Source organism: Acinetobacter tibetensis, assembly GCF_023824315.1.
Lineage (GTDB): Bacteria > Pseudomonadota > Gammaproteobacteria > Pseudomonadales > Moraxellaceae > Acinetobacter > Acinetobacter tibetensis.
Window position 1 is genome coordinate 1,339,860 of the sequence record NZ_CP098732.1, and the last position, 17,017, is coordinate 1,356,876.

Consider the following 17,017-nt stretch of genomic DNA (forward strand, 5'->3'; position numbering starts at 1 on the left):
TTTATAGAAAAAATAGAGCATTAAGAAAGTATAGAAAACAAAGACTTAAAATAGAGTTTTGCAGGTGTAACTGACGTCACATCTGCAAATGCAAGTGTAATTCCAATATCAACATCATTCCATGAAATTTCGTGCGTAGATGCATAAACTTCAGGCATTTTTCTGTGGTATGACCCGTAAGTTGCTGTGCAGACTTGCCAGCTTTCTTGTATATGAATATCGAAAGCACTTGAACTTCATGGAAAGTAGGAATTTATTGGCTCTTCAAATCTGGGTCAGTATTCGAGTTTTTGACAGCAGTTAGAAACTGGTGTGATAAATTTTGGCTATCCATTTGGGTTCAATGTTGCTTCTTAATTTTTAAAGGTTGTCCTTCACTTTGTGGTGCCTGGTGAATCATGACCCGACTTAAAATATGCTGTTTGTATTGGTCTAAAACTTATTGTAGTTCGGTATCCACTAAGATTTTAATGGCTATACGGATTAACGAGCAGAATTTGCATTCTTCTACAACTTGACAGCAGTTTGAGTAAAAAAACGAGTAATAATCAACATATTTAAATTAATTTGTAAAAAAACACACTTATTTCTTAAAAATGGTACATTAAGCAATGGATATCAAAAAAATGTTGATTATTATAGCTTTTTTAAAATACTGGGGATTTCATTATGCGTAAAATTTTTTTTTATCCTTTTTTATCCTAGCTCCCGTTATTACAAACAATACTTATGCATCTGAAGATCAAATTTCTACTTTAATTTTAAAAGTTAATGCTAAATCAAACAATAATGCTGAAATTGACTTAATAGAGAATAAGTTGCTCGGGCGCGCTAGCTGGAAAATAAAATGTCAATACAAAGTATTTGAAGACATGAAAGCCTGTGTGATGAGTAAAGGACCTATTTCTATTTTGCATGTTAATCATCAATATATTGTCAATATTGGTGAAAAACATTTAAAGGATAATCCAGCTTTTATTCATATAGATAACAAAGAAATCCTCCAAGAGCGTGAAGGATTATTTAGAAATGGTTCCGAACTGATTAAACAATTTAAAGGCGGGAATTATGCTTTTACACGATTCCAGAATAATAAAAAACAACTTATTGAGAATAAAATTTCATTGGATGGCTTTACTGATGCATTTAACGATATGGAAGCGCAATTTTCAAAACTAGGTGCTGATAGAAATTATAGCTTCTAATTATGGCGTTACGGAGTATCTATGAATGATTGTATTTCACTAGATATTCCGTAGAGCTTCAACTTTGTATTGTACTCAAAACCACTGACTAACAGTGAATCTTTGATTTGTTGTTTAGAAATGCCTCAATATCCCATGAAAAATAGGAGTTCATTCTAATAAAACCTCTTATTTGATTTAAGAATGTCTATAGTGCTCAACCTCCGATCTTATTTAATGGGATCAATTTCAGTTTCTTAAGGTGTCATGGTGTTGAATAATTTTTGCAAGCTTAGTTACGGCTTGCTCCATTTGTTGAATATCAAAGTCTCCCAATCCAAGAATAAGTCCAGAACGTTTCGCTTGATTTGAATAAGTGGGTGAAACAGCTTTAATGGATATTCCTGCTTCAAGTGCTGATTGGGCAATTGCACGGTCATCTAAATGATCGGCTAACCATAACAACATATGCATACCTTGATCGCCCGATTGTAAAAAACCAAGGTATTTTGGAATATGGCGTTCTACCATATCGATTAATTGCAGACGATTTTCAGCATAAACTTTCCGTATACGCCGAATATGGCGTTCTAAATGACCTTCTTGAATAAAGGCTGCCAATACGTGTTGATCTGCTGAAGGTGGGTGGCGGTCAATCAATGCTCTTAGCCCACAAAATGGGGCAACCAGTTTTTTTGGCAGAATGGCATAACCTAAACGTAATGATGGAAACAGGACTTTGCTGAACGTACCTAAATATATAACTTGATCCGATGCCATGCCTTGTAGTGCAGGAAACGGTTGACCGCTGTAGCGAAGTTCGCTGTCGTAATCATCTTCAATAATCCAAGCGTTCTGTTGTTTTGCCCATGCGAGTAATGCAGTTCGTCTCGCTAAGCTCATGGGCATACCAATCGGGTATTGATGAGAAGGGGTGACAAATGCAGCACGTGCATTTTCAGCAAGTGTATGACCTATATTGACTTGAATGCCTTCTTCATCAACAGGTACACGTATGATTTTTAAATGATGTAATGAATGCTCAAGTATGGCTGTAGTTCCACGATAAGCAGGATCTTCAACCCAAACTGTATCATTCGCATTGAATAAAATTTGACTGCAAATATAAAGTGCTTGTTGGATTCCGCTAGTAATCACAATTTGTTCAGGGTCACAGTGCACAGAACGCGAGCGCCGAACATAATCGGCAATAGCAATGCGTAGAGACAATATGCCTTGCGGATCATCATAACCTGACGGTGCTGCAATGCCCCGAGCACGGTATTGATTGCCATATTTTCGCCACATATCATTCGGTTGGGTACGACCCATAGGCACAGAAATGGCAAAAGGTCGATGGGGTAAAGGTTTAAATTCCTTTAATATTTCAGAAAATGCTTGTGCGACTGCTGTAAGCGGGATGTCGGTTTCTTGTTTTTCTCTTTTTAAAGTCGCTGTAGTCGAATGGTTTAAAGTTTGTGAAATAAAAGTCCCTTTTCGGGCATGAGATTCAAATACACCTTCTGCGATAAGTTGTTCATAAGCTTCAATCACAGTACCTCGGGCAACATTTAATGTTTGTGCTAGCTCACGGGAAGAGGGTAAGGCATCACCAGATTGTAAATCACCTTGTTGAACGGCTGCTCTAAAGATATGAATGAGTTGAGTGCTGATTTGCCCATTCGCCTTATTCAGTTTTGTCATGGATGGAAGATCTATTACTTTTGTCATTCTTGCCATAATTCTGGTCTACTAAAATTTAGATGAACTGGTTCTTTTTTATAATCCAATTAAAACTGAAAATTTACAACATGTAAGACAAATTAAGATTTGGAAAATAATAGGAGCTATAGACCATGTACGTCCCCGCAGAATTTGAAGAAACCAATATAGAAGTCATGCATGAACTTATAAAACAATATCCTTTAGGAATTTTGCTGACGCATGGACAAAGTGGTTTAGATGCCAATCATCTGCCTTTTGAACTTGGTACTGAGGTGACTGAATTGGGTGTACTGCATGCACATGTCGCAAGGAAAAATCCAGTTTGGCAAGATGTTCAAGATGGTGATGAAGTGTTGGTGGTGTTTCGAGCAGGTGATGCCTATATTTCGCCACAATGGTATCCGAGCAAGCAAGAGCATCACCAGCAAGTGCCGACTTGGAACTATCGGGTGATCCATGCGCATGGCAAGGTCAAAATACGTGATGATGAGCGTTATGTGCGTGGAGTGGTAGCACGTTTAACCCGTACCCATGAAGCCACGCAAGTTGAGCCATGGAAAATGTCGGATGCGCCAAAAAATTATATCGAGACGATGTTGAAAGCCATTGTGGGGATAGAGATCGAAATTACTAAAATTCAGGGCAAATCCAAATTGGGGCAGAACAAAGAGCATCGAGATATAGTTGGTGTCGCCAAGGCATTATCTACAACAGGCAAGCAGGAGATAAGCGAAGCCATGCATAAGATAGCAGCATCTAAGAAATTAGCTTTAGAGGTAGATGAAACATGCCGTGGTTAAAGCCAGTCACCCTAGTGGGTAAAAACATTAAATTGGAACCCTTAAGTTTAGAGCATGAGTTAGCACTGAGAGAAGCGGTGTGTGATGGTGAACTCTGGAAACTTTGGTATACCTTGATTCCTAAACCTGAACTTATGCATAGCGAAATACAAAGACGACTTGAATTGCAGCACAAGGGAAGTATGTTGCCTTTTGTGGTGATTGAACAGAACAGCGGTCAGATTCTTGGTATGACCAGTTATATGAATGTGGTTGCTGAACATCGTCGTGTTGAAATTGGTTCAACTTGGTATAGACAATCTGTACAGCGGAGTCATGTGAATACAGAGACGAAGCAATTATTGCTTCAGTATGCCTTTGATGTATTAAATTGTATTGCCGTTGAGTTCAGAACATCGTCTTTTAATTTGAAAAGTCGTGCTGCAATTGAACGCTTAGGGGCAAAATTAGATGGCGTGTTAAGAAGCCATCAAATAGTCCAAGATGATATTTTACGTGATACTTATGTATATAGTATTTTGAAAAATGAATGGCCTGCCGTGCAGCAAAATTTAACGTGGAAGCTTGAGTAATCGCGATGCTTAACGTAGAGGCTCGAAACGGGCAATAAAAAAAGGTCGGTGATATTCAACCGACCTTTTTTAAAAGCTTAACTTTCTAATTGTTCTTTCAATAGATACAAATGCTGTAAAGCTTCACGTGGGGTTAGGTTATCGACATCTAAGTCTTTTAAAATTTCAAGCGCAGGAGATACTTTTTCCACTTCAACCACACGTTCAATGATATTTGGTTCTGCTTGCACGGCAGGTGCAAATAAATCACGTTGTACCGCCGTATTAACATGCTGTTGCTGTTGGCGTTCTAAAATTTTTAAACGGTTTTGTGCTTCTTTAATCACATTTGCAGGTATACCCGCTAATTTTGCGACTTGTAGACCATGACTCTGACTGGCAGGACCTTGTTGTACTTTATGCAGCAAAATCAAATTGCCATTTAGTTCTTTGGCACTGACATGATAATTGTAAATGCCCGATTCTTTACTCAGTTCAGTCAGTTCAAAATAATGGGTGGCAAACAGACAGAGACATTTCACTCGTTTACTTAGGTCTAAAACACAAGCCCAAGCCAAGGATAAACCGTCATAGGTACTGGTACCGCGACCCACTTCATCCATAAGCACCAAGGATTGGTTGGTGGCATGATGTAGAATTTGCGAAGTTTCGGTCATTTCCACCATAAAGGTTGATTTCCCAGTTGATAAATCATCGGCGGAACCAATACGGGTGAAAATACGGTCAATAGGACCTAGCACAGCGGACTGCGCAGGGACAAAACTACCACAATAAGCCAGTAAACTAATGAGTGCAGTTTGACGCATAAAGGTCGATTTACCGCCCATATTGGGACCTGTAATAATCGCCATGCGATGTGCATAATCCAAATGTGTGTCATTTGGGGTAAATGCAGTTTTATTTAATGCTTCTACCACTGGATGACGACCCGCCATAATTTTGATGCCCGTTTCTGGGCTAAATTCAGGTCGAGACCAGTTTCTTAAACGGGCTTGATGTGCAAAATTACTGAGCAAATCAATTTGAGCAATCGCGGCACTCATAACTTGTAAATTTGCAATATCTTGACGTAGCTCTTCCAATAGCATTTCGAACAGCATTTTCTCACGCGCTAATGCACGAGATTCACTGGATAATACTTTATCTTCAAAACTTTTCAGTTCTGGCGTGATATAGCGTTCGGCATTTTTGAGGGTCTGACGACGAATATAGTGTTCGGGTGCCTGTTCTGCCTGAGCACGTGTCAGTTCGATGTAATAGCCACTAACACGGTTATAGCCAATTTTTAGGGTAGCAATTCCAGATTGTTCACGCTCTTTAATTTCTAGATCTATCAGGAATTGCCCAGCATGGTCACGAATTTTGCGTAATTCATCCAGTTCGCTGTCAAAACCTTCCGCGATGACATTGCCATCACGTAACAGTACGGGTGGATTTTCGACAATTGCTGACAGTAGGCGCTGGTATAAACCATTAAAATCACCCAACTCCTCATTTAATTGTTGAACCAGTTTAGATTGTTGGCTGGCAACAATTGGGTTGAGTGTATGGCGTAAAAACGGGAGTTGAGCACTCGCTTGGCGTAATTGTACGAGGTCACGTGGACGAGCACTGCCAAGAGCCACACGGCTTAGCACGCGTTCAATATCACCAATTTCTTTAAGGACTAAGCGAATAGGAGATTCATGATAACCATCAATAAAAGCTTGAATGGCATCAAGACGTGCATCGAGTAGAGCTGTATCCCGCAGCGGTTGCATGAGCGTGCGGCTTAATAATCGACTTCCCATAGCAGTCTGACAGTCATTGATGAGTTGAAATAATGACGTCCCATGTTCGAATAAAGGGTCTACAATTTCTAAGTTGCGGCGTGTTACAGGGTCGAGCGCTATAAAGTCGCTGCTTTGTTCTAGCTGAATACTGCGGATATGCGGTAATGCGGTTTTTTGCGTGTCTTTGGCATAATGAATCAGTGCTGCTGCCGCAGCTTTTGCCAAAGGTAAATGATCGATACCAAAACCAGAAAGTGTTGAAACGCCAAGCTGATCGCACAAGGTTTTTTGTGCATTATTTAAATTAAAGTCAACATTGGGACGCTTAGTTACAGGACAGTCGAGTTGTCTTTTAACGTGTTCTAAAATGTTGGGGTCCACAATATCTTCATCGACCAGAATTTCACTTGGCATGAGTCGTGCCAGTTCGATGCTCAGTTGTTCCAGCTTGAAATCTTGTTGTTGAACTTTAAAAATGCCTGCACTTAAGTCAAGGAGGGCAATACCAATTTGGTTTTGTTGTAAGCACAGCGCGACTAAATTAGAAGATTGATGACTATTGAGTAAGGCATCATCTGTAAGCGTACCAGGGGTGAGAATACGAACCACCTGACGATCTACAGGTCCTTTACCTGTGACTTCGCCGACTTGTTCGCAAATAACAACGGTTTCGCCTTTTTTAACTAAACGTGCAAGGTAACCTTCTGCTGCATGAAAGGGTACACCTGCCATCGGGATTGGATTGCCATTGGTTTTACCACGGTGGGTTAGCGTTATCCCTAGTAATTTGGCTGCTTTATGTGCATCATCAAAAAAAAGTTCGTAGAAATCGCCCATACGATAAAACATTAAGGCATGAGGATGCTGCATTTTGACTTTTAAGTACTGTTGCATCATAGGGGTGTGTGAATCGATATTGGCTATGATGTCTTGCAAGCTCATGTATATGAAATCCTTAAGTTTCAATAGTATAAAATATAGGTTGGATTTTAGAATTTACAAAAATGATGATTTGTAGATTCTATTATAAGTAGAAATAAGACCGTCTATAAACATGTAAAAGATCTTGGATGAATGAGTGAGTTAGTTCCCTATCGCCTCAAGTGGCTATGGTAGCAAATTCAGGTGAATGAACAAAAGAGAAAAGAAATATTGGAAAAGGTTGATGCTAAAAAAGTAGCTTTATCTGCGCGTGCAATAGGAAAAATGAAAGCAGGTGATAAAGATAAAACTGATGTAGGTGCATATTCAACTGAAGTGTTGTCTGTCAAAAATGTTGTTGATTTATATTTAGAGAATGTAATAGAAGATAGGCATATTTTTGATGAACAGAGTAAGACAAAGAAAATAGTTAAAGGCAGTAGAGCAATCAAAGGGAAAATTGAAGCTAGACGTACCCTATATGTTGATGTGGTAAGTTCTATTGGTGAAAAAGCTGCGGTAGAAATCACACGTAAAGATGTAGTGAGTCTGATTAAGGGAATTATTGATCGTGGAGCTCAAGTTCAAGCTGGAAAAGTGTTATCCGAACTAACGGCTGCTTATGAATATTGTATTGGCTTAGATTACTTCCCAGATACTTTTGCGAATCCAGGCTTACTTGCAAAGTCTAGTTTGAAGCAAACCAGAATTAAATTAACCGTTAATAAGCGACAGCGTGTGCTGAGTGAGATCGAATTAAAAGCAGTTTTGCAGTGGCTTCCTAAGTCTGGTTTTTCAAAACATCATAAAAGCATATTAATGTTGACTCTTTGGACGGGTTGCAGAACGGGCGAAATCAGTAATGCAGTGTGGAAAGCTTTTGATTTAGAAAAAGCAACATGGCATTTAAAAGCTACAAAAATGGTAGTGAGCGATATGTGCAGTTATCATCTCAATGCGTAGGACATTTGAAAAAGCTTTTAGAATTTGGTGGCGAGTATGTGTTTCCTTCATACCGTACTGGAAAGCCGATTGCACAGAAAACAATTACCGAAGCTAAGTGGTTATTAAAAGAAAAGACTAGAGCCAAAAAACATTCATTTAAAGATGAACAACTTTGGCCAACCGAAATGGAGGATTGGAATCCTCATGATTTGAGAAGGACGATACGTACAGGTTTATCACGATTGGGTTGCCAAAGTGATGTCGCTGAAGCAATTCTTGGGCATTCTAAAAAGGGGATCGAAGGAACTTATAATTTGCATGGATATGAAAATGAATGTGCAAAGTGGTTGCAACAATGGGCAGATTTTCTCGATCAAGAAACTGTGTAGAAAGGGATATGAGTCGAAGTCATCGACTATTTAAATCGTATGCTGCAAAATAATGATTTCTTGGCTTCGAAAAGTTAGTGTTCATCAGACGTGTTGCATATTCGCTCATCAAGTGGGATTTAATCAGGTAAATCATCAAGGACTTGTGAATCCCTGACATTATTTGTCGTGAGCTGAACAGAGCGAGTATTTGCGCAGTTATAGCATCTAACCTATCTGAACTTACGCCATTGCCGACAATATTTAGGCTAATATTTCTTACGTTTTCATTCGTCTTCATCTAAAAATTTCAGGCCAGTGGAATTGATGAGTAGATGCAGTCATCGCTGCTTTTCTGATAGCTAAACTTTGAATAATTTCTCTTTAAAATTTTATTTCCGCATTCATAATGGGTTAACGCAATATACTGAAGTATTGAGCTTTTTATTCTAGTGTATATATAGGGTGTTCGACTATTCACCAGAAATAGGATTGATATAAAAAAATAGACAGACCTGTATGTATTCAATAGAATACGTCCGTTTATGATCTAAATATATAAAAATGTAATGTCTAAGAATATTTCTCAAGTTTTAGAGAGTTTTGGTTTTCTCTCCAAGCATCGTTCGGTGTATCTCCAATTTTCTGACACCTCCCTGAATAGTCAGGTTTTTTTACAACGTATAGATGGGCAACATTATCTTAATCAGGGTATGACAGCAGAGTTGATTTGTTTATCAACCAATGCCCACATTGCACTTAAACAATTTATTGGGGTGCAGATTGCTGTTGATCAGGTTACAGAGATCAAGGCCAACTGTTTCGTAGCACAGGTATTATTACCAAAGCTTCACAGGGCCAAAGTGATGGTGCTTTAACCTTATATAAACTTAACGTATCTGATCCAACTTATCTTTGGCATAAACGCAGAAACAGTCGTGTGTTTATGAGCAAGAGTGTTTGGGAAATTACTGAAATACTGTTTCAGGAATGGCAAGGTAAAAGCCCATTATTTGCTTCTAGTCTGACTTTAGATCTAAGAGGTTTAAAACAGACCTATGACATACGCCCTTTTGTGATGCAGTTGAACCAAAGTGATTATGAGTTTTTAACTCACTTGTGGCGGAGTGAAGGGATTAACTGGCTGATTGATGAAGCTGAGCTTACTGTATCTAGTAATATAGATCATATACAGCCGCAAAAATTATACGACTCATTGATGACAATCGCCAATATCAGGCGCTGACCAGAAAAACAATCCGCTACCATCGTAGTAATGCAACTGAATACTTTGACAATATGACTAGCCTGATCGCTAGTCGTAGTTTGCAGCCAACTTCAGTTTTTGTTCAGCGTTGGCAGTCAGATGAATTACAACAAACAGATGGCGCAGGCAGTGTACAAAGTACCCATCAGCATAGTGCCAACTATGACAATCAAAGCTTAAGTCTTGAAGATGCATGGCACTTTAGTCCGGCATGGATGCAAGATTTAAAAGGCGAAGATGGTGCAACATCAGCAAGTAATCAACAATTGGAAAAGTTCAATCAGAACTTAAGCGCTTACCATGATGCCCAAGCTAAACAGTTTGTTGCTCAAACCACAGTAAGGGATACACAAGTTGGCTACTGGTTTGAGCTGAATGAACATCCTGAAATTGATCTTCATAATGGTGCAGATAAAGAATTTCTCATCATTGGGAAGCATTACTACAACCAGAACAACTTACCCAAAGATTTAAACCAGCAAATTCAGGCTTTAGTTCAACAAAGCCATTGGCAAGCGGTTCATACAGACGAGCGCCAAGGCAATCAACTGATTTTACAACGTCGTCATATCAAGACAGTTCCAGAATACCAGCCATTACGAGATCGACCGAAAGCCTCTGTACAACGTGCTCGTGTAGTTGGACCAGAAGGGGAAAGCATCTATGTCGACCAGTGGGGGCGCATTAAAGTCCGTTTCTTGTTTACTCGAGCTGATGACCATCGCCATGATGGTGGGGCAGGAAGTAACGACAATGATACCGACTCAGCTTGGGTTGATGTACTGACCCCGTGGGCTGGAAAGGGTTATGGGGCACGATTCTTGCCACGCGTAGGGGAGATCGTTGTTATTGATTTTTTTGACGGTAACGTTGATCGTCCGTTTGTGGTGGGACGTATTCATGAAGCTGAACGCCATCCAACTCAATTTGACCAGAAAGGACAACTACCAGACACTAAAAAATTGAGTGGTATCCGCTCGGAAGAAGTTGATGGCAAAGGCTTTAACCAATTACGCTTTGACGATACGACTGGACAAATTAGTGCACAGTTACAAAGCAGTCATGGTGCCAGTCAGTTAAATCTTGGGAAACTGAGTCATCCTAAAGATAAAGAAGAAAGTGAAGACCGCGGTGAAGGCTTTGAACTTAGAACAGATCAATGGGGTGCAGTACGTGCAGGTAAAGGTTTATTAATTAGCGCTGCAAGCCAAAACAGTGCTTCAGATATTCAGTTGAATATTCAAGAACTGTTAATGCAACTGACGGAGTCTTTGGATCAACTTAAAACTATAGAAAACAATGCTCGAACCAGTAAAGTCTTTCAAGATGAAAATTATCAAATTAGTCAAGATCTTCTAACTCAAGTTGAGAGTACCTTAGAGAAATTCGAAGAATCCAATATTTTAGTCAGTGCTCCCAAAGACTTTATTTCAGTAAGTCAGCAAAATCAAACTTATGTTGCTAAAGAAAATATAAAAATGATGGCTGGGAAACAACTTGATTTGAGCTCATCTGGTGAATTGACTGCTCATGCAGCAAAAGGCTTAAGTTTTTATACACAAGAAAAGGGAATTAATGCTTTTGCCACACAAGGGAATATCAAAATTCATGCACAAAATGATGAGCTAGATTTAGCATCTTTAAAAGATTGCAAGATTATGAGTACTGAAAACGCCATCACGATTGCAGCCAAAAAAGAAATTATGCTGACTTGTGGTGGTGGGTACATCAAAATAAAAACTGATGGTTCAATTGAAATTAATAGCCCCGGATTAGTCGAAGTAAAATCTTCTCAAACTAAGTTCCTTAAAGGGACCAATCATAATTTTCAGTTGCCGAATATTTCTAGCAAAATCTGTATTCCATGTTTGTTAGATGCAGCAAGGAAATCATTACCGTTTGTACATCGGGAAATTTGATATGAATACTATTCAACTCTTTGATCATATTTCTCAACAGCAAGAATCGAATCCAAATTTAAACTTTTATTTGCTTTTAGATACTGCGAAAAATCATATCTACATCAGACGGTGGTTAAAGACACTGTCGGAAAAACAATTCAATCAAATTGGGAACTTATTTCACGGCACTATCGATGAAGCTTCGCCTTTAGAAGTATCTCCTTTGTTGATGGGCATCGATCAAGGAAACAATGAAACACTGCAACGGACACTTTTAGTCAGCGAGAATATAGGGATGTTTTCACTAATAGAAACATCTTTGTCTAAACAATCACTAATAAAGCATTTACAGCCTTTTTTACAGGCTGAGATGCCGAATGGTGAACTGGCTTTGTTCCGGTTTTACGATCCATCTATTACTAAAATCTTAGATAAGATGTTGGATAAGCAGGAATATCAAAAATTATTTAAGCCCTTGAATAATTGGTGGGTTCAACAAGCCAATGACACCTTTAATAATTTAGTGAGCGATTGATATGGCAATTAAGTTTACGCAAGAACAAATCGATTCATTCATTACAGACCGTGAAGAAGAATTAGCTTTGTGGAATTGGAATAGGTTAAAAGAAAAATTTCCATCGCTTTCCAAAAAATATTTTGACGATGATGAGAAAAAAGGTGTTGATTTTTTACTTCTTGCCCAAACTCGCGTGAAAGAATATTTACATGGTTTGGAAGATGACATCGACTACAACAAATGGCGCGCGGTCTATGGGGAGATTTGCTTCATTGTGAATAAATATAATATTGATGAAGACAAATGGAATAGAGGAATTTTGGAAGAAAGGTTATGGCCCCCATATTTAAGAATAGACGTTTTAGCAGGGATTGTAGAAAGTTGCTTGAATAATTCTGAATCCCAAAAATTCTATGCTGCCTTGGAGAAAGAAACATGGCAGTAGCAGCAGATATAGGTAGTTTAGGTGGATGGGGAACAGTCTCTGAAACGGCAGGTACTGTTGTTAAAACAGGTACTAGAGCAAATCCTATCAGCGCGATATTGATTGGAGTTTTAACCCCATCCACATTAGGTGATGGGGCAATTTCAGGAATGCATAATATTAATATTAATGTAGCAGAAGAAGATATAGAGGATGGTCGATCATCTATTTCACAGGAACAAAAAGATAGAGCATTAGCATCAAGTAAAGCAAAGACTAAAGAATTAGAAAAATCTTGTAGTAATAATAAAGAATGTAATAAAGGGCAACACAGTGGCCGAATCCAAGCACAAAATGGAGAACGCATGATTGTAACTGCCACTGAAGCTGGCAGCGCTTGGACAAATCAACCAGTCCCACCACCATTACTTCTATGTAAGCAATATGCACTTTCAATGCGCATAGCTATGTTGAAAGTAGAGGGGCATAGTAAACCCGATCAAAAGACAAACAATAAACCTGTTGATTATCATAAAGGTGCAACGAAGGCATATAAAGCTTTAATAAAATGGATGGAACAGAAAGTGCCTTATGGGGTTAGTTCTAGAGGGGCGAATAAACATTCCTTTAGCTTTGATGGGTCATATCAGCTTGGTAGATTAAAAGAAGGGCAAGATTGTAGACGTATTGACTTAGATGTGATGAAAGGCGAGATATTAAAGAGTTAATTATGAGTAAAATTGAGCAAGTCGTAAATTTCTTTCGTAATCATCCTCGGTTTCCATTTTTAAATTGGAATACTAATTATGATGATTACTGCGCTATGTTTTTATGTTTGACGAATATTTTAAAGTGTTATATTCCAAAAGAAGCATATATGGATTCATCATATGCATACGGTTATATGGAATTCAGAGGAAATCCGGATGGAATAGTTGCTTTTCCATTAACATGTAAACTGTCGGAATTAGAATTAGTTATTTTTTTAGGAACAAGAGAAATAATACAACATAACAATGGTGAAGCTTATTTTTCAGTTCAAATAAGTAGAGATGATCGTTGGGGTGATCGTTGGGAGAGAAATACTCCTGAAAATGAATGGTATAATGAGATTGCTATTCTTTTCGACTTTAATAATCCAGTAGCATTACAAAAGATAGATACAATTTTCAAAACAATCTTTGAAAAGAAAATGACTTTTAAAGATTTAAAATCTCTTGAAGAAAGTAATTTGAATTTTGATGATGAGTGAGTTGTGTAAATATTCAAGCTCACTCTTGAGTTGGTTTTGGAGGAGAGGTTAAGACTTTATTTGGTTCTGATAAATTATAGCATCTTGGTAGATAAGAAGCGGCAAAATTGTAGACATATTGACTTAGATGTAATGAAAGGTGAAATACTAAAAAATTAATTATGAATAAAATTGAGCAAGTCGTAAATTACTTTCGTAATCATCCTCGGTTTCCATTTTTAAATTGGAATACTAATTATGATGATTACTGCGCTATGTTTTTATGTTTGACGAATATTTTAAAGTGTTATATTCCAAAAGAATCATATGTGGATTCATTATATGCATTATGGAGGCTAAACCTGATCAGCCCAAACAGGACAATACATTTAAAGATAAACAAGTAATGAGTATTGCGGAAGCAGAACAATTGATCGAACAATATAACAAACAAGAACTTGACCACTTATTAGATGAATATTTCCCTGATGAAATACAGGCCATGATAGATGGGCAAGGTGTAGAGTATGATGACCATATCAATGATTATGAGGAAAAAGCTTTAGAACAACAAAATAATTCAGATGATGCTATTGCTGATCATGCAGAAGAAATCCCATTGAATGAACAAGCAACGCCACATTTTGGTTTTGGGGCGGATGTATGAGTACAGCAGTTGCAAAGTCATCTGTTAAATCCATCAGAGTCACTAAAAAAGGGGAACAATCCGCAGCCGACTGGATAAAAGGTGTATTAGATGGGAGTGGATCAAGCCCGGCACAAATTATTGTAGCAGTTGTGATTGGCTGTATCCCTTTTGTGGGGCAAGGAGTCGATGTCAGTAATGTCATTGTTTCAATTGTCAAAATTTCAGAAAAACCGAATAACAAAGACAACTGGTTTGATTTAGTCTTTAATTTAATTGCATTTGTTCCTGTGGCCGGAGATGGACTTAAAATTGTATTTAAGCAATTGCGTTCTGGTAAATCTATGGGAGCAATATTAGATGCAATTCCAAGTAAAACCATGCGTGGCAATGTTGAAAAATGGTTTAGGAACTTAAATTGGAACGCTTATACCAAACAATTGCAGACCACCACTAATAAAATAATCGATCGACTCATTAATGTATTTGATAGCTGGATGACCAGAGCGGTCTTGGGACAAGCCCGATTAAAGACACTTGTGATGCAACTGAGACAAATGGAAAAAGTTGCGAACAAGCAAATTGAAATGGTGATGAAAGACCTGTAATTAGCGCATAAAAAAGCTTTGGCAACCCCTTATCCAAATACGACAGCGAAGGCACCCATCCATACGCCAGGTGGTTCAAAGAAACCTAATTCTACGTCTGCCCCTCGTACACAGCAGAATGGTCAAGTTTTTAAAAATACACGTGGTAATACAGCCAATACCGGAACGATGAATACCTCAACTAAAAGACAATCTAAAAAGCGCAGTAATAAGGAATTAGGTTCGGGCGGTGAACACATCACGGATTATTACTTTGTGAAGCGGAAAAAGAGCCGTACCAAAATTAATAATAATGGTGTGCTGTATGAATATCATGATACTGGGCATGATGGTATTGACCATGCCTGGTATAGCAATAGTATTGGTCATAAGTACCGGATTACCGATAGCAAAGCGACGAATTTAGCCAGTCATAGAAAAATCATGACTCCTAAAGCAGCAATGGATGCTTTAAGCATGGGCTTGGATGTCTATGTAAAGTCTTCCAAAGAGAAAAAAACTAAAAATGCATTGGGTAAAACTGCAAGTGATGGAGCACAAATGTCACATCTTTGGATTGCGAATAAAATTCGTAGCGCAAATATTACGTCAAGTCATAAAGTTAAATTACTTGAGCAGATTGAAGCTTGGAGGCGTGTTAAATTTAAGGCTCGTACTGAAAAAAGAGTAGGTAAAACTGTTGCAGTGCAGTGCCCTTATGATAGGAGTTTAGTCACGATAACGGGAAATCAATTTGACCACCATAGTCAATGTAAAGGTCTGGATAAGCCGAAATGTACTCGTACAGTGACCTCGCATGCAATTACTTTAGAATTTGTTTTGCCGAATGAAATGCTGGAGCGTTAAGAATGTCAATAACAGTCAATGATCAAGAAATAGATTGGCAAAAATGGTTAGAGTTAGAAGTTACTGACGAGAATGATTTTAGAGATAATCATTTATTAAAACAGGACTATCATGAAAATTTTGATGAGCTTGTAAATGGATTATATTCGGTTACAGATGGTTTTAGTGATTATAAAAAAGAAAAGAAGTTTGGTGGTTATATTGCTGCGGGTCACCAACGTTTATACGATGCACTGAATTTAATGTCTTTACACTATTCTGCAGGTGGAGATAACACTAATCTTGCTGAAATTAGAGCATGGGCTAAAAAAGAAGCAGATACTCGACTTGCTTTAGCAAATAGAGTTGAGTATGCCAATGCCTTGGCTAAGAAACAATTTATAGAACTTGATCGTAATAAAGGGAATGAAACATTACATTCTCCTTTAAAACAAGCGATGGAAGAAACGCCAACTAATATTAAGTCAGTTTCAGCAGAGGCTGCATTTTTAAGTACAAAAGAAAGCCAAGTATTTAAACATGATTGGAATTTTACCGATGAAGCAATGTCACTTAACGAGTTAACCGAGATTGCCATTGGTAATGATGTCCTGCTGAATTGGGAAGTTTTGGATATGCGGGATTTGACGGCAGATGAAATTGTAAATCTGCCACCGTCGATTCGAGCTGATGATGTCAAAATTCTTAAAATAGAAGACTATACAGGTATTCCAACGAGTGCCGAAAATGGCATCACTAAAACTATTCAGATTGTGATGATGGATGATGCGTATATGACCAAAAACTTTGGTGAGGGTACAGATGCGTCATTCCAATTGGCAAAAATTCCGAATAGTAAAGATGCAGTTTCTTATTCTAATATTTGGAAAGAAGATCATAGCCCATTGACGATTTATATGAATAAAGAGCTGTTGAAAACCGTTGAAGGCTTTAACGCCACCTTGGCGCGTATGGAAGATAGTATCACCCAGATGGTGGATACCTTGAAAAAGGCCGATGATGCGAACAAGATCATTACCTATGACAAGCTACAAAAAGAAGTGGACAGTTTTATGGCGGATTATGCCTATACCACTGACCTGACTCAACGTCCGAACTTCTACAGGATATTAAAGTGGGTGATATGGTTTTATCTATGCCTGAAGCAGGTGTTGGAGAAAAAACATATAAACCTGTATTACGAACTATTCATACGCCTGAAAAAGAGGTATACCGTTGTACTTATTGGGCAAGAGACCAGTATGAAGAAGATGAACCAGAAATTAGCTATGTTTTAGCAACTGCAGAACA

At 38.2% G+C, this 17,017-nt stretch carries 10 protein-coding genes and 5 pseudogenes; 12 read left to right on the plus strand and 3 right to left on the minus strand.

Translation table 11 applies throughout. From position 1 onward, the window contains the following. Positions 1-887 precede the first annotated feature (887 nt). Positions 888-1,205 carry an invasion associated locus B family protein gene (locus tag M5E07_RS06530; protein ID WP_228157507.1) on the plus strand — a complete coding sequence of 106 codons (318 nt, stop codon included), beginning with the start codon at positions 888-890 and terminating at the stop codon, positions 1,203-1,205. 228 nt (positions 1,206-1,433) lie between these two features. On the opposite strand, the gene pdxR is transcribed toward M5E07_RS06530, so the two are convergent. Next, positions 1,434-2,924 carry a MocR-like pyridoxine biosynthesis transcription factor PdxR gene (gene pdxR, locus M5E07_RS06535; protein WP_252223185.1) on the minus strand — a complete coding sequence of 497 codons (1,491 nt, stop codon included), beginning with the start codon at positions 2,922-2,924 and terminating at the stop codon, positions 1,434-1,436. A gap of 116 nt (positions 2,925-3,040) precedes the next feature. Here pdxR and M5E07_RS06540 point away from each other — a divergent pair, with 116 nt between their 5' ends. Together M5E07_RS06540 and M5E07_RS06545 are read left to right on the plus strand one after the other, a co-directional pair. Continuing rightward, the gene (locus tag M5E07_RS06540) at positions 3,041-3,709 is read left to right on the plus strand and encodes an FMN-binding negative transcriptional regulator (protein ID WP_252223187.1); all 669 of its coding nucleotides are present in this window, start codon (positions 3,041-3,043) and stop codon (positions 3,707-3,709) included. Then, entirely contained in the window at positions 3,697-4,281 is a 585-nt protein-coding gene (locus tag M5E07_RS06545; RefSeq protein ID WP_116759695.1) for a GNAT family N-acetyltransferase, read from the plus strand. Before M5E07_RS06540 ends, M5E07_RS06545 begins: the two co-directional genes overlap by 13 nt. Before the next feature lie 77 nt (positions 4,282-4,358). Here the strand turns inward: M5E07_RS06545 and mutS are convergent, their stop codons facing one another. Beyond that, positions 4,359-6,995, minus strand: a complete 2,637-nt coding sequence (mutS, locus tag M5E07_RS06550) for a DNA mismatch repair protein MutS (protein WP_252223198.1) — start codon at positions 6,993-6,995, stop codon at positions 4,359-4,361. A gap of 318 nt (positions 6,996-7,313) precedes the next feature. Between mutS and M5E07_RS06555 the strand changes: the two are divergent. Further along, positions 7,314-8,308: pseudogene (locus tag M5E07_RS06555) on the plus strand (tyrosine-type recombinase/integrase); the annotation flags it as partial. 122 nt (positions 8,309-8,430) lie between these two features. Here M5E07_RS06555 and M5E07_RS06560 read toward each other — a convergent pair. Continuing rightward, positions 8,431-8,651: pseudogene (locus M5E07_RS06560) on the minus strand (IS5/IS1182 family transposase); the annotation flags it as partial. A 205-nt stretch (positions 8,652-8,856) separates the two neighbouring features. On the opposite strand from M5E07_RS06560, the pseudogene M5E07_RS06565 reads away from it, so the two are divergent. The 8 genes and pseudogenes from M5E07_RS06565 to M5E07_RS06600 all read left to right on the plus strand — a co-directional run bounded on the left by M5E07_RS06565 (position 8,857) and on the right by M5E07_RS06600 (position 17,004). Further along, positions 8,857-11,473 (plus strand): annotated as a pseudogene (locus M5E07_RS06565) (type VI secretion system Vgr family protein). A gap of 1 nt (position 11,474) precedes the next feature. Beyond that, complete coding sequence (locus M5E07_RS06570) at positions 11,475-11,990, plus strand: DUF4123 domain-containing protein (RefSeq protein WP_252223200.1); 516 nt, start codon at positions 11,475-11,477, stop codon at positions 11,988-11,990. A gap of 1 nt (position 11,991) precedes the next feature. Beyond that, a complete protein-coding gene (locus M5E07_RS06575; RefSeq protein WP_200029378.1) occupies positions 11,992-12,417 on the plus strand; it encodes a hypothetical protein in 426 nt (141 codons plus the stop codon). Then, the gene (locus M5E07_RS06580; protein ID WP_252223202.1) at positions 12,408-13,124 is read left to right on the plus strand and encodes a hypothetical protein; all 717 of its coding nucleotides are present in this window, start codon (positions 12,408-12,410) and stop codon (positions 13,122-13,124) included. Before M5E07_RS06575 ends, M5E07_RS06580 begins: the two co-directional genes overlap by 10 nt. 2 nt (positions 13,125-13,126) lie before the next feature. After that, positions 13,127-13,648, plus strand: coding sequence for a hypothetical protein (locus M5E07_RS06585; RefSeq protein WP_252223204.1), 522 nt, complete (start codon positions 13,127-13,129; stop codon positions 13,646-13,648). Positions 13,649-13,976: 328 nt separating this feature from the next. Beyond that, positions 13,977-14,294 (plus strand): annotated as a pseudogene (locus M5E07_RS06590) (type VI secretion system tip protein VgrG); the annotation flags it as partial. Next, a pseudogene (locus tag M5E07_RS06595) lies at positions 14,291-15,727 on the plus strand (hypothetical protein). The pseudogenes M5E07_RS06590 and M5E07_RS06595, both read left to right, overlap by 4 nt. 2 nt (positions 15,728-15,729) lie before the next feature. Then, positions 15,730-17,004: a hypothetical protein gene (locus M5E07_RS06600; RefSeq protein WP_252223206.1), complete on the plus strand. Its 1,275-nt coding sequence runs from the start codon at positions 15,730-15,732 to the stop codon at positions 17,002-17,004. The last annotated feature ends 13 nt before the right edge of the window (positions 17,005-17,017 follow it).